The organism is Synechococcus sp. SynAce01 (assembly GCF_001885215.1).
Lineage (GTDB): Bacteria > Cyanobacteriota > Cyanobacteriia > PCC-6307 > Cyanobiaceae > Regnicoccus > Regnicoccus frigidus.
Genome location: NZ_CP018091.1, coordinates 546274 through 559616, shown reverse-complemented (window position 1 = coordinate 559616; position 13343 = coordinate 546274). Strand labels below are relative to the sequence as shown.

The window sequence follows — 13343 nt, the reverse complement described above, 5'->3', positions numbered from 1 at the left end:
CCGAAGCTGTTTCACCTGCCGCTGAACCTCCTGAAATTGAATTTGTGACTAGATAAGACAGTTTCTTGGGCGGACGCCTAGACGATCCGTGGCTTGGTTGTCAAGATGCCCAAACAAATCCATGCCCTAGAGCCATGCCCCTGACCGCCACCGTGGCTCCCCAGCTTTTGCTTACACCCCAGCTGGAGATCTCCGGTGGTCGTCGCCTGGCTGGTGAAGTACGCGTTAACGGGGCCAAAAACTCCGCTCTGGTGTTGATGGCGGCTTGCCTGCTCACCAAAGAACCTCTGCGCCTCAGCAACGTTCCCCCTCTCACCGACATTGCGGCCATGGGGGAAATCCTGATGGCCCTTGGCGTCAAGGTGAAAAGCGGCCCTGATTGGGTCGAGCTCGACGCCAGCCACCTGAGCCGGGCCATGCCGCCCTACGAGCTGGTCAGCAGCCTGCGTGCCAGCTTTTTCTGTATCGGCCCTCTCCTCGCCAGGCTCGGTGTAGCCAAGATCCCCATGCCAGGGGGCTGCCAGATCGGCTCGCGGCCCGTCGCGGTTCATGTCAAGGGCCTGAAAGCACTCGGGGCTCAGGTGGTCATTGAGCACGGAATCGTTTCAGCGGCCGTTCCAGGCCGCGGCAATCGCCTCTCAGGTGGACGCATCTGCCTGGATTGCCCCAGCGTTGGGGCCACCGAAACCCTGATGATGGCCGCCGCCCTGGCCGATGGGGAGACGGTGATCGAGAACGCTGCCCTCGAACCTGAGGTGGTGGATCTCGCCGGTCTTCTGGTGGCGATGGGCGGAGAAGTGCATGGCGCCGGCACCCCGACGATCACCATCGTTGGCGTCAAGGCCCTGCATGGAGCCGATTACGCCGTGATCCCCGATCGCATCGAAGCGGGCACCCTGTTGCTGGCTGCTGCGATCACCCGCTCGGAGCTGACCGTTGGCCCGATCGCGACCGACCATCTCAGCGCTGTGATCACCAAGCTCGAAGATGCCGGCTGTTCGTTCACGGACTCCGCAGCCGGCCTCACCATCCATCCAGGCGACCTGCGTCCCGTTGACATCTGCACCCAACCCTTTCCCGGGTTCCCCACAGACCTGCAGGCGCCTTTTATGAGCCTGTTGGCCACGATCCCTGGCACCAGCATGGTGGTGGAGAACATCTTCGAGAACCGCCTCCAGCACGTGGCCGAACTGCAGCGCATGGGGGCCAACATTCGTCTCAACGGCAACACCGCCTTGGTTGAGGGCGTCCCCCAGCTCAGCGGAGCGCCAGTGAAAGGCACGGACCTGCGCGCCTCTGCGGCCATGGTCCTGGCGGGCCTGGCGGCCGAAGGCACCACCGCCGTGCAGGGCCTTTGCTACCTCGATCGGGGCTACTCCGACCTCGAAGGCAAGCTCAACAGTGTCGGCGCCGCGATCCGTCGCGTTGAAGTCTGAGCACAGGCGCGGCTAAAGTTTTGCCCATGGGAGCGTGCCGGAATTGGTAGACGGACTCGACTCAAAATCGAGCGCCTTCGGGTTTGTGGGTTCGAGTCCCACCGCTCCCATTGCACCTGGCCGCACAGCCCTGGCTCGCCCAGGCGAGTCCGCCACGCCGCCACAAAGTGCGGTGATGGACACCTACACCCGGTTTCCTCTTGAGCTGGTGGAGGGCAAGGGGGTCTGGGTCAAGGACAGTCGCGGAAATCGCTACCTCGATTGCGTCGCCGGCATCGCCACCTGCGCTCTTGGCCATAGCGATCGGGTGATGCGTCGGGCCCTGAGCCGCCAGCTCGGGCGCCTACAGCATGTCTCCAACCTGTACAGGATCCCGGAACAGGAACTGCTCGCCACCTGGATCACCAGCCGCAGCTGCACCGATCGCGTCTTTTTCTGTAATTCCGGAGCCGAGGCCAACGAAGCGGCGATCAAGCTGGCCCGCAAGCATGGCCATCTCGTGCGAGGCATTGAGCGGCCGGTCATCCTCACGGCCCAGGCCAGCTTCCACGGCCGCACATTGGCGGCGGTGAGCGCCACCGGTCAGCCCCGCTACCACCAGGGCTTCGAGCCGATGGTGGAAGGATTCCGCTTCTTTCCTTACAACGACCCTGAGGCTTTTGAGGCTTTGCTTGCCGAAGCCGAAGCCAGTGGCCCCCGGGTAGCTGCCGTGATGCTCGAGCCCCTGCAGGGTGAAGGGGGGGTAAACCCCGGCGATCCGGCCTTCTTCCGGCGGGTGCGCCAGCTCTGCGATGAGCGCAACATCCTGTTGATCTTTGATGAGGTGCAGATCGGCATGGGCCGGAGCGGACGCCTCTGGGGTTACGAGAAGCTTGGGGTGGAGCCCGATGCGATCAGCCTGGCCAAGGGGCTTGGCGGTGGCATCGCGATCGGGGCGCTTGCCGTCAAGCAGGCCGTCGACCATTTCCGCCCCGGCGACCATGCCAGCACCTTCGGCGGCAATCCCTTCGCCTGCCGCGCTGCGCTCACCGTGGCCCAGGAACTGGAACGCCGCCTGTTGGTGCCGCATGTGGAGCAGATGGGTGTGCTGCTGCAGAAACTGCTGGCTGATCTGGTCAGCCGCCGCCCCCAGCAGCTCGAAGGGGTGAGGGGTTGGGGCTTGCTGCAGGGCCTGGTGCTGCGGGCCGATGGCCCGGCAGCACCTGAGGTGGTGCGCAAGGCGATCGATTTCGGCCTGCTGGTTGTGCCCGCTGGACCGCGGGTGGTGCGCTTCGTGCCACCCCTGGTGATCAAGCCCCGCCAGCTGAACCTGGCCGTGTCACGCCTGGAGCAGGCGTTGCAGGCGATCGCCGCCGCTTGAGTGCCAAACGGCGTCGATAGCTTTGCAGATCTGATCGAGCCCTTCAGCCGCCGCGGCATTGACCTGGGCCTGGAGCGTCTGCAGGCCGCCCTGGCCGAACTCGGCCATCCCGAACGTCGCTTTGCGGCCGTGCAGGTGGCCGGCACCAACGGCAAGGGCTCGATCTGTTCCCTTCTCCATGGCGCTCTCAGCGCCGCTGGCTTGCGCTGCGGCCTCTATACCTCCCCCCACCTGGTGAGCTGGTGCGAGCGGATCCGGCTGGGCCCAAGCGAGATCCCAGCGCCCCAGCTGCGCTTCTTGCTCCAGGGGCTGCAACCCCTGGCCCAACGCCATGCCCTCACTCCGTTCGAGCTGATCACCGCCGCCGCGTTTCTGGCCTTCGCCGAGGCCGGGCTGGAGATTGTCGTGCTGGAGGTGGGACTGGGAGGCCGGCTCGATGCCTCCAGCGTGCACCCCGATCGGCAGGTGGTGGGCTTCAGCACGATCGGCATCGACCATGCCGAGTATCTCGGCCATACCCTCGGGCTGATCGCCAGCGAAAAGGCCGGAGCCCTGAGCCCCGGCGCCGCCGCAGTCAGCGCGCCCCAGCTCCCGGAGGTGGCTGCCGCCCTGCAGCAGCGGGCGGCAGCCCTGGGGTGTTCCTTGCTCTGGGTGGATCCGCTTGAGGTCTGCGGTGATGAGCTTTGTGCGGGGAACTTGCACTGGCGTAGTGGTTTGCCCGGCCAGGTGCAGCGCCTCAACAGCGCCGTTGCCCTCGGCATGCTGCAGACGTTGCGGCAGAAGGGCTGGACGATTCCCGACCAGGCGATCACCGCGGGTTTTGCTGCGGCCCGCTGGCCGGCCCGGCTGCAGCCGGCCTGGTGGCGCGGCCTACCCCTGCTGCTCGATGGGGCCCATAACGTTCCGGCCGCCGTGGCCCTGCGAGCGGAATTGGATCAGCGGGTGCCCCGATCCGGGGCGTCCCATTCCTGGCTGTGGGTGGTCGGCATCCTCGCCAACAAGCAGGCACCCGAGCTGCTCGGTGCCCTGCTGGCTCCTGGAGAGCGGGCCTGGCTGGTGCCGGTGCCCGGCCATCCCAGCTGGAATCGCGACTCCCTGCTGGCCGCCTGCCCCGAGCTGGCCGATCAGCTCAGCGCCGCGGCCGATCTTCCTGAAGCCCTGGCCGCCGCTGCCACAGCTTGCGCAAGTATCCACGCCAGTCGCCAGCTCAGCGCCGGCGGCGGCCCGCAGGCTGTGGTCGTGGCTGGGTCGCTGTATCTGCTGGGCAGCCTGCTCGCTGGCGGCGAACTCAGCAACACGGCGAGCTGAAGGGTGAGGAATGGACCCGTTCCGGGTGAGAGTGAGGCGGTGGTTGCGAGATGAAGAGATGGCGCGAATCGACCACGGCCAGCCGCCCTGGAGCTGGCTGCTCCGCCTCGGGGCCGTTGCGCTGGTCTGCCTGGCGCTTGTATCTCCAGCACCGCTGCTGGCGGTCGAGGGCAAGGCCCTGTTCCAGGACCGGGTCGACTACACCCTCACCGATCAGAGCGGCACTGATTTCAGTGGCCAGGCCCTGGCCTTCAGTTCCTTTGCCGGGGCCACCGCCGCCGATGCCAACTTCGCCGGCGCCGACCTGCGCGGTTCGATCCTCACCCAGGCCAGTTTTTCGCGGGCCGATTTCCGTGGGGCCGATCTCAGCGATGCCCTGATGGACCGGGTCGACTTCAGCGGTGCCGATTTCAGCGGTGCCCTGCTGCGCGGCGTGATTGGAGCTGGCAGCAACTTCAGTGAGGCCCGCATCGAGAACGCCGACTTCAGCGATGCCCTGCTCGATCGCGCCGACCAACGGCAACTTTGCCTGCGGGCCCATGGCACCCATCCGGTCACCGGCGTCAGCACCCGACTCAGCCTCGAATGCCGTTGACCCCGGGCTGCCTGCAGTGTTGAGCGTTTTCCTCAATGCTTGCTTTCAGCGCTTTCGCTCAGCCCAGCCCCGTAACTTGCCTGGGTTGAGCAGTCCGGCCGGGTCATAGCAATGTTTGGCTGACACCTGGTCGGCATCGACCACACCGAGTCCGCCGTCCTCGACGTTGAAGACGTGGGGGTTGAACAGCAGGCCGCCGTTTTGGTGGACCTCAGCGATCAGCTCGGCAAGGGACTCTGCGCCGCGCCAGCGCACCAGCGGAAGGGCCGCCAGCCGCTGGCTCCCCTGTTGCCGCACCCCCTCAAGGTGCCAGAGCAGATCCTCGCCCCAGCGCTGTTTCAGGGCCGAGAGGAAGGGTGCTTCCGGTTGGGGCAGCAGCATCTGCAGGTAGGTCCAGCCCGGGTCATGGGCCCGCGCATGCAGGGTGGTGTGGTTCCAGCAGAGTTCCCGCAGCGGCAGCCCCCGCTGGCCCTGTTCCGGCGCCTGCCAGATGAGGGTCCCGCCCAGATCCGCCAGCAGGTGGGGCAGGATTTCGAGCGTATCGGGCGCCGCCAACAGCAGCAGGCGATGGCCACGGGCCGCTGGGCAGCCGCCTGCTCCTTGGCCGCCGATGGCTGGCATTTGACGGGCCACAGCTTCCTCCAGCAGGCAGAGGCTGTGGAGCAGCAGGGCTGTGCCAGGCAACATCCGGGCGGCTTCGAGGGCGCGCTCCCAGTGGCTGAACTCCACCACCAGTTGCTGCCAGTTCACGGCGGCGGCGGTGGGCAGGCGGACCGCCGTGATGATGCCGTTGGTTCCGTAGGCATGGTTGATCGGCCGGCTTGCTCTTCCATCGAGCTGGAGCAGGCGGGGTTCCGCCTCCAGGGTCACCAGCTCCAGGCCGATCAGATTGCCTGGATCGCGCAGGAATCCCCAGCGCAGGGAGCCGATGCCTCCGGAGCCGCCAGCGATGAACCCAGCCACGGTGGCGCTGCGCCAGGTGCTGGGGGCCAGCCGCAGTGAGCGGCCTGAAACCGACAGTTGACGGTCGAGGTCGGCCAGCAGGCAGCCCGCTTCGGCCGTGACGATCCCAGAGCTGGCCTCGAGCTGCCGCATCCGGTTCAGGCCACTGAGGTCGAGCACCACCCCGCCCGCGAGCGGCACGCACTGGCCGTAATTGCCGGTGCCGCTTCCGCGCAGGGTCAACGGAACACCCTGCCGGCTGCAGGCCTTGGCCACGGCCAGCACCTCCTCGAGGCGGCTGGCTTTGACCACCAGCTGGGCCAATCGGCCGCTCAGCAAGGGCTGCAACACCGGTGAGTAGTCGAAACAGTCGCGCGAGAGGCGCGCCAGCTCTGGCCCGTCATGCACCAGTTTTGGCCCTGAGCCGGTGGCCCCGCTGGCCTCGCTGAGTTCGGTTTCGATCGCCGCCAACTGGGCTGCCGTGGCCGCTGCAGGCAGATCCTCGGGCAGGCCCTCAGGGAAGGGGTTCAAGGCAGGCTTGACGGACACGGCGGCAAGAAAAGAGGGCGAAGCCCATGGTGAGCTTGTTCTGACAGGTGGCCCTACCCCACGGGCAGGGCATCGAGCAGCGACTGCAAGGCCGGAGCCTCCAGGGGGGGCAACCACTGGCCCTGGCGCAGCACCCGCCGCTGCGGGCAGCGGGCCAGCAGGTCGCTCCAGTTGCTGGCGGCCAGGAGGATCAGGTCAGCGGGCGCCCCTTCGCGCAGCACCCCGTCCCAGGCCAGCCCCATCAGCCTGGCCGCAGCGGTGGTGAACGGCATCAGACCCTGGCGTTGCCATGGGGCTAGGTGGGCGGCTGTCACCGACAGCCGCAACAGTTCGAGCGGATCGAAATCACCGCCTGGAAACCAGGGATCCTGGACGTTATCTCCACCAATTGCCACAGTCACGCCGGCCCGCTGAAGTTGGCGGATCGGCGCCATCGGTCGCGAGTTCGGCGTGTCCCCACCGTGGTGGCCCAGCAACCAGAGGTTGGTGGGAGGCAGGGCCACCACGGCCAGCCCCGCCTCGGCGATCACGTCGGCCAGGTCCAAGCAGCGACGGCTGGAAAGCTGGGACATGCTGGCGCTGTGGCTGCAGGTCACGGGAATGGCGATTCGCTGCTCCCTCACCAGCCGGGCCACCAGGGCGACGCCTGCTCCAGCGCTGCCGCCTTCGCCGCTGCTTTCATCGACGTGCAGGTCGACACCGCAGCCAAGCTCGTCAGCCAAGCGCAGCAGAGCCTGCAATCCGGCTCGCTCGCCGGCATCGGCCGAGAAGGGGGCGCCGAGAACCCCACCGAGCAGGATCGGCAGGGAGCTCCCATCCGTCGCTGGCCCGGCCCGGCTGGCCAGGCGTCTGGCCAGCCGGGCCCCCGCGGTCGTGGCCCAGTGCCCGACCGGGACCAAGGCCACCAGTTGCAGGGTCAGCCGCTGCTGCCAGCGCTGTTGCAGGTCCAGCAGGGCCTCCCAGCTGGCCTCCGCAGCAGGCCCGGCGCTGTCCACATGGCTGCGCATGGCCCGGGAGCCCTGGCGCCACGCCTGCTGCAGGCCCCGTTCGCCCCGCTGCCATACCTGCTCCTGTGAGCGCTGGAGGTGCTCCTGTTGGTTGGCCGCCAGGGCGCCGGCCATGGTGCCGTAGCCATTGGGGTGGCGCTCCCAGGTGAAGGCCTTGTCGAGGTGGGCATGGGGCTCAAGTAGGGGCGTGAGCGCCAGCGGCAACAGCTCACCCGGCTGGGGGCTGTAGGCGCTGATGCTGGTGATCCGGCCGGCTGAATGGCCGAGGCGCACGCTCACCAGTCCTTCGCCATCGGCGCGGGGCAGGTCGCTGCGCAGCGGGTCGAGCAGGCTGCGCGGCAGCCTCAATGGCGGCAGGCCGTCCGGCGTGGTCACTTGCGCTGGGTTCAACGTCGGGTCCGTCATCGGCGCTGTGCTGCCAAGCCCTGATTAGGGATTGCCGGGGGAGGAGTCGTTGGCGTCACTGGATGTCCTCAGGATCACGAATTGGCCTGCCCCCGCCAAGGTGAGGGCGTGGTAGGTGGGAAGGCTGAGGAAGGGCAGCACGGACGGGCCGCCAATCGCTGTGCGGTAGAGGCTGAACAGCCCGAAGTTCTGGCGCCGGCTGCTCTGCCCAGCCAGGCTTCCGAGCATCTGGCGCTGGCCACGGATCAGCTCCGGGCAATTCTTGATCACAAGCCTTAGCGGTGCCGGTAGGCCATCGGGCCCGCAGACCTCGCCAATCGCCCTCTCGACCAGCTGTTCGGAAGCAAAGTCTTCAAATTCGGGCGGACCTGGATTGGTGAAGGCCAGGGCCAAGGCGCCACCGCCGAGACCCGCAGCGGCGATGGCCAACGTTCTCCATCGGATCGTCATGGCGGATGGCGCACGGGGCAAGTCAGGGGGCAGGGCTGCTTGATACATTGGCAAAGACCACGGCGGGCGTCGCCAAGTGGTTAAGGCAGCGGCTTGTGGTGCCGCCATACGGGGGTTCGAATCCCCTCGCTCGCCCTTATCGCTTCCAGCAGCCGATCGGCTGCTGCGGAGCTTCTCACCGGATCGGCGCAGGTCAGTCCGGTTTCCGTCTCGATGGCGGCGGCCTGGCTCTGGGCTTCCGCTTCGCTGAGCAGCGCCGTGTTCAGTGCCACGGCGCGCACCTGCGGAGCCGGGCTGGCTGGGTCCGATCGGCCGAGGGTGGCCAGCTGCTCGATTGTGGCGATCAGCTCGGCTAAGGGCGGCAGGGGAATGCTCGGATGGTTCTTGACATGGGTCTGGCCCGCCCGGTGCACCAGCAGGAAGCCGGTGGGCTGGCAGCCGCGGATCAGGGGCAGGCTGGCGCTGGAGCCGGGATGGCAGAGCGAACCCTGGCCTTCCACGAACAAGGTGGCGTTGGGCCCGGCCCCTGCGGCGGCCTGCAGCACCGCCTGCTCCACGGCGCCAGCGGCGTAGTCGACCCGGACCGCATCGAGGGGCACGCCGGCTCCGCTGATCAGGATGCCTGCTTGCCCTGTGCCGACGAAGCGGGCTGCGCAACCCTGGCGCCTCGCTGCGGCCACCAGCTCAAGGCAGGCGCTCATTTTGCCAACGGCCATGTCGGTTCCCAGCGTGAGGATCCGCTGGCCGCCCAGGCCAGCGGCCTGGCCGCTGGCCACCTCCAGACCCGGCGGTTCCTTGCGCAGATCCCAGATCCACCGATCCGGCTGGCATTGTGCCGCCAGCTCAGGGTCGTCGCCAAGGCGGGTGTGCAGGCCGCTGGCCACCGACAGGCCGGCGTCGAGGGCGACCAGCAGGTCGTTGCGGAGCCCGGCTGGCAAGGTTCCACCGGAAGGGGCCAGGCCCACCACCGCCACCTGGGGCCCATAGGCGAGGGAAGAGCGCAGATCGCCCACCACGGGCACCGACCGCCGGATGCCGGTGATCGCCTCCAGGCTGCCGCCGGCATGGCCCGGATCCACCACCGCCACGATCGGCCCCGGCCGGTAGCGCAACAGGGCCAGGCCGGTCTTGCCGGAGAGGTTGTCGAGCCCCCCGTGCAGCAGCAGCACGATCGGCGCTGTGGCGCTCAGCATCGCGCTGAGGCGATCACGCCCAGGCCCGGGCGCAGCGAGGGCTGCACCAGGTCGCCGCAGCGATCGGGTCCCTCGAAGCGGTCGTTGATCAAGTTGAGATGGCTGTCGAGATCCGGCCAGCGCACCAGGGGCAGCAACTGGGCCGCGGCGCCATTGAGAAGGGCGCTGTCGGAATAGCAGCCCAGCATCAGATCGAGACCGAGCCTGCGGGCCGTCTGGGCCATCAGCACGGCCTCACGCAGCCCGCCGGTTTTGAGCAACTTGATGTTCACCCCATCCACATGGGGAGCCAGCCGCAGCAGATCGGCCAGGTCCCAGCAGCTCTCATCGGCCACCAGCGGGATCGGGCAGTGGGTGTCAAGGGCGGCGAAGCCGGCAGTGTCAGCGTCCGGATCGGCCAGGGCGGGCAGCGGCTGCTCCACCAGCACCACCCCCTGCTCGGCCAGCCAGGGAATCAGCTGACAGGCGGTGGCCAGGTCCCAGCCGCCATTGGCATCCACCTGGAGCTCGGCCTGGCTGCCGGCCATCGGCCCCGCCAGGGCCTGGCCAACTGTGCGCACCAGGGCCCGGTCATGGCCTGGACCGTCGGGGCTGCCCAGTTTCAATTTGATGCGAATCGGAGTGACGCCCAGCTGCTGGCCCCAACGCTCCAGCCTGGCGAGCACCGCTTCTGTGGAGCCGAGGCCGAGGGTGATGCTGGTGGGACTGCAGGCCTGGCGCTCCAGTCCCCAGAGCCGCCAGAGCGGCTGCTCGAGGCGCTTGCCCCACCAGTCGTGCAGGGCCAGATCCAGGCCACAGCGGGCCGGTGGCGAGAGGGGTGCCAGCAGGGGCTCCAGCGCTTGCCAGGCTGAGGGATCCTGGGCTGTGCCGTTGGCACCCAGGCCCTCCAGCTGGGGCAGCACCCGCTCCAGCTCCTCGGCCACGGCGTCAGTGCTGAAGTGACGATGACCTGTTTCGAAGCCGCCGGTTTCGCCCTGGCCGATCAGGCCCCCGTGCTCCACCTCCACCAGCAGGCGTTCGACCGAAGCGGTCGTGCCGCGACTGATCGCCAGCGGCACGTCTTTGATGAGCGAAAATCGCTGCAGGCGCCCTTGCATGGACCCAGTGTTTGCCGTGGTTGAGACTGAGAGGATGACACCGACCCTGACGCGCCGGGGCAGCTATTGGATCACCACCTTCGGCTGCCAGATGAACAAGGCGGATTCCGAGCGGATGGCCGGGATTCTCGAAACCATGGGTTATGCCCCTGGAACCGATGAGCACAGCGCTGATCTGGTGCTCTACAACACCTGCACGATCCGCGACAACGCTGAGCAGAAGGTCTACAGCTACCTGGGCCGCCAGGCCCAGCGCAAACGCCTCAATCCCAATCTCACCCTCGTGGTGGCCGGCTGCGTGGCCCAGCAGGAGGGTGAGAGCCTGCTGCGGCGGGTGCCCGAACTGGATCTGGTCATGGGGCCCCAGCACGCCAACCGCCTGGGCATCTTGCTGGAGCAGGTGGAGAGCGGTCAGCAGGTGGTGGCCACCGGCGAGCATCACATCCTTGAAGACATCACCACGGCCCGCCGCGACAGCGCGGTCTGCGGTTGGGTGAATGTGATCTACGGCTGCAACGAGCGCTGCACCTATTGCGTTGTGCCGGCGGTGCGGGGTCAGGAGCAGTCGCGAACCCCCGAGACGATCCGCCAGGAGATCGAAGCCCTGGCGGCTCGGGGCTACCGCGAAATCACCCTGCTGGGCCAGAACATTGATGCCTACGGTCGTGACTTGCCCGGCATCACTGCCGAGGGTCGGCGTCAGCACACGCTCACCGACCTGCTCCATCACATTCACGACGTCGAAGGGATCGAGCGCATCCGCTTCGCCACCAGCCACCCCCGCTACTTCACCGAACGGCTGATCGACGCCTGCGCCTCGCTGAGCAAGGTGTGCGAACACTTTCACATCCCTTTTCAGAGCGGCGATGACGCCCTGCTCAAGGCAATGGCGCGCGGCTACAGCGTCAGCCGCTACAAGCGGATCATCGAGCGCATCCGCCAGCAGATGCCCGATGCGGCGATCAGTGCCGACGCGATTGTGGGCTTTCCGGGCGAATCCGAGGCCCAGTTCCGCGCCACCATGGACCTGGTGGAGGAGATCGGCTTCGACCTGCTCAACACCGCCGCCTACTCGCCGCGCCCCAACACCCCTGCCGCCACCTGGCCAGGACAGGTGAGTGAGGCCGTCAAGGTGGAGCGGCTCCAGCAGCTCAATGCCCTGGTGGAGAGTGAAGCCCGCCGGCGCAGTGGCCGTTACCTGGGCCGCCGCGAGGAGGTGCTGGTGGAGGGGAGCAACCCCCGCGATCCCTCCCAGCTGATGGGCCGGACCCGCACCAACCGGCTCACCTTCTTCCCGGCAACTCAAACAGGCGGGGAAAAGATCTACCAAGCCGGTGATCGGGTGATGGTCCAGATCGAGTCGGTGCGGGCTTTCTCGCTCAGCGGCCTGGCCGTGCGCTGAGCCCTGCCCCTGGGCAGAACCCCGATCGCTGATACGTTTGGCGCCGATCCGGCCCTTCCCTTGCGTATGCCCCGCTCCCCCCGCTGCCTTGGCTTGGTGTTCGGGGGTGTCTCAGGTGAGCATGCCGTGTCGATCCGATCGGCGATCACCGTGATCGGCGCCCTGCGCAGCGGCCCCAATGCCGCGCGCTATGAGGTGAAGCCTTATTACATCGACCAGCGGGGCCATTGGTGGCCTCCCGCCCTTGCCGAGGTGGTGCTGGGCCAGGGCGTGCCGGCCACGGCTGCCGATCTCCCGGCGGCTCCGCAACGGGATGGCTTCCAGGGGCTCCCCGAGGGAGCGCTGGATGTGGAGGTCTGGTTTCCGGTGCTGCATGGCCCCAATGGCGAAGACGGCACGATCCAGGGCCTGTTCAAGCTGATGCAGGTGCCGTTCGTGGGCTCCGGGGTGCTCGGCTCGGCGGTGGGCATGGACAAGCAGGCGATGAAGGCCGCCTTCGCCGCCGCCGGATTACCCCAGGTCCCCTATGCGGCGGTTCAGGCCGCTGAGCTTGAGGCCGAACCTGAACAGCTGCTGGGCAGGCTGGAGCGTCAGCTCGGCTATCCCTGTTTCGTCAAGCCGGCCAACCTGGGCTCCTCCGTGGGAATCAGCAAGGCCACAGACCGCCGCTCCCTGCTGGAGGGCCTGCGAGAGGCGGCCCGCTTCGATCCCCGTCTGGTGGTGGAGCAGGGGGTAACGGCGCGGGAACTCGAATGTGCGGTGCGCGCGAGCGGGCCAGGCGCCGCAGCAACGTGGCAAGCGTCGGTGGTGGGTGAAATCTGCTTCGAGGCCGACTGGTACGACTACCAGACCAAATACACCGCTGGCTTGAGCCGCACGCTGATCCCAGCCCGCTTGCCCGCTGGAATTCAGGCGGAACTGCAACGACTGGCGATCCGGGCCTGCCAGGCGGTGGCGGCGGCGGGGCTGGCCAGGGTCGACTTTTTTTACGATGAAAGCGCTGAAACCCTCTGGCTGAACGAAATCAACACGCTGCCGGGCTTCACCAGCCAGAGCATGGTGCCGATGCTGTGGGAGGCCAGCGGTGTATCACTTGTGGATCTGGTGCACCAGTTGGTCGAGGCGGCGGGAGACTATGGGTTCCGCATGGTTGAAGAGGCGTTGGCGCCATGAGTCACGGCTTGCTCTGGTTGCCCCTGCTGGTGGTCTTTGTGATGCTCACCGCCCTTGGCTGGCTGGAGCGCCGCCGGCAGCGCCTGTTCCGCTGCTGGGCTGAAGGCTCTGAGCTCGCCAAACTTGATGGCTGCGGCGCCGCCCGGCTGCTCGATGGCGTGCTCACCTGGAGCAGCTTCGAGGCCGGCCAGCTCAAGCCCCAGGGCAGTTTTGTGATCAGCAAGCTCGAATTGCTGGAGTTGATGGCCCTCGGCTCCGGTGACGCGCCGCTCACCGAAGAAAGCCAGGGCAGTTGCCGCCTGCGCCTGGTCGGCAATGGCGAACAGAAGGATCTGGATTTCTCCGATGCCGAGCGGGCACGCCGCTGGATGGATGATCTGATGGCGCGCTCCCGTTGTGAGCTGTGAGTCCAACGTCTCCAAAGTC

General features: G+C 67.4%; 11 protein-coding genes, 2 tRNA genes and 1 pseudogene. 9 read left to right on the top strand and 5 right to left on the bottom strand.

Translation table 11 applies throughout. The features are described from left to right. Window positions 1–134: 134 nt before the first annotated feature. From murA to BM449_RS02895, 5 genes are all read left to right on the top strand, one after another. A complete protein-coding gene (gene murA, locus BM449_RS02915) occupies window positions 135–1436 on the top strand; it encodes a UDP-N-acetylglucosamine 1-carboxyvinyltransferase (protein ID WP_071799998.1) in 1302 nt (433 codons plus the stop codon). 28 nt (window positions 1437–1464) lie between these two features. Continuing rightward, window positions 1465–1546 (top strand) — tRNA-Leu (locus tag BM449_RS02910). A 65-nt stretch (window positions 1547–1611) separates the two neighbouring features. Continuing rightward, on the top strand, window positions 1612–2796 hold the full coding sequence (locus BM449_RS02905) for an aspartate aminotransferase family protein (RefSeq protein ID WP_071799997.1): 1185 nt from the start codon (window positions 1612–1614) through the stop codon (window positions 2794–2796). Then, the gene (locus BM449_RS02900; protein ID WP_071799996.1) at window positions 2797–4104 is read left to right on the top strand and encodes a Mur ligase family protein; all 1308 of its coding nucleotides are present in this window, start codon (window positions 2797–2799) and stop codon (window positions 4102–4104) included. A 58-nt stretch (window positions 4105–4162) separates the two neighbouring features. Further along, window positions 4163–4699 (top strand): pentapeptide repeat-containing protein, encoded by a 537-nt coding sequence (locus BM449_RS02895; RefSeq protein ID WP_071799995.1) that lies wholly within the window; start codon window positions 4163–4165, stop codon window positions 4697–4699. Window positions 4700–4744: 45 nt separating this feature from the next. Here BM449_RS02895 and BM449_RS02890 read toward each other — a convergent pair whose 3' ends face one another. From BM449_RS02890 to BM449_RS02880, 3 genes are read right to left on the bottom strand one after another with little or no spacing between them, the layout of a single operon-like run. Next, window positions 4745–6190 carry an FAD-binding oxidoreductase gene (locus tag BM449_RS02890; protein ID WP_233831008.1) on the bottom strand — a complete coding sequence of 482 codons (1446 nt, stop codon included), beginning with the start codon at window positions 6188–6190 and terminating at the stop codon, window positions 4745–4747. Between the two features lie 53 nt (window positions 6191–6243). Then, window positions 6244–7572: an amidohydrolase family protein gene (locus tag BM449_RS02885; protein WP_233831006.1), complete on the bottom strand. Its 1329-nt coding sequence runs from the start codon at window positions 7570–7572 to the stop codon at window positions 6244–6246. A gap of 54 nt (window positions 7573–7626) precedes the next feature. Beyond that, a complete protein-coding gene (locus BM449_RS02880; RefSeq protein ID WP_071799992.1) occupies window positions 7627–8052 on the bottom strand; it encodes a DUF4359 domain-containing protein in 426 nt (141 codons plus the stop codon). Window positions 8053–8114: 62 nt separating this feature from the next. Between BM449_RS02880 and BM449_RS02875 the strand changes: the two genes are divergently transcribed. Beyond that, window positions 8115–8187: transfer RNA gene (locus tag BM449_RS02875), tRNA-His, on the top strand. Window positions 8188–8273: 86 nt separating this feature from the next. Here BM449_RS02875 and BM449_RS02870 read toward each other — a convergent pair. Both BM449_RS02870 and BM449_RS02865 read right to left on the bottom strand, forming a co-directional pair. Continuing rightward, window positions 8274–9245, bottom strand: a pseudogene (locus BM449_RS02870) (DUF1611 domain-containing protein); the annotation flags it as partial. Continuing rightward, window positions 9239–10342, bottom strand: a complete 1104-nt coding sequence (locus BM449_RS02865) for a dipeptide epimerase (RefSeq protein ID WP_071799991.1) — start codon at window positions 10340–10342, stop codon at window positions 9239–9241. The gene BM449_RS02865 and the pseudogene BM449_RS02870, both read right to left, overlap by 7 nt. A 34-nt stretch (window positions 10343–10376) precedes the next feature. Between BM449_RS02865 and miaB the strand changes: the two genes are divergently transcribed. The 3 genes from miaB (at window position 10377) to BM449_RS02850 (ending at window position 13324) form a co-directional block, all read left to right on the top strand. Continuing rightward, window positions 10377–11744, top strand: a complete 1368-nt coding sequence (gene miaB, locus BM449_RS02860) for a tRNA (N6-isopentenyl adenosine(37)-C2)-methylthiotransferase MiaB (protein WP_071801900.1) — start codon at window positions 10377–10379, stop codon at window positions 11742–11744. Between the two features lie 66 nt (window positions 11745–11810). Next, window positions 11811–12917: a D-alanine--D-alanine ligase family protein gene (locus tag BM449_RS02855; protein WP_071799990.1), complete on the top strand. Its 1107-nt coding sequence runs from the start codon at window positions 11811–11813 to the stop codon at window positions 12915–12917. Further along, the gene (locus tag BM449_RS02850; protein ID WP_071799989.1) at window positions 12914–13324 is read left to right on the top strand and encodes a hypothetical protein; all 411 of its coding nucleotides are present in this window, start codon (window positions 12914–12916) and stop codon (window positions 13322–13324) included. The genes BM449_RS02855 and BM449_RS02850 overlap by 4 nt, the downstream gene beginning before the upstream one ends. Window positions 13325–13343: the final 19 nt, after the last annotated feature.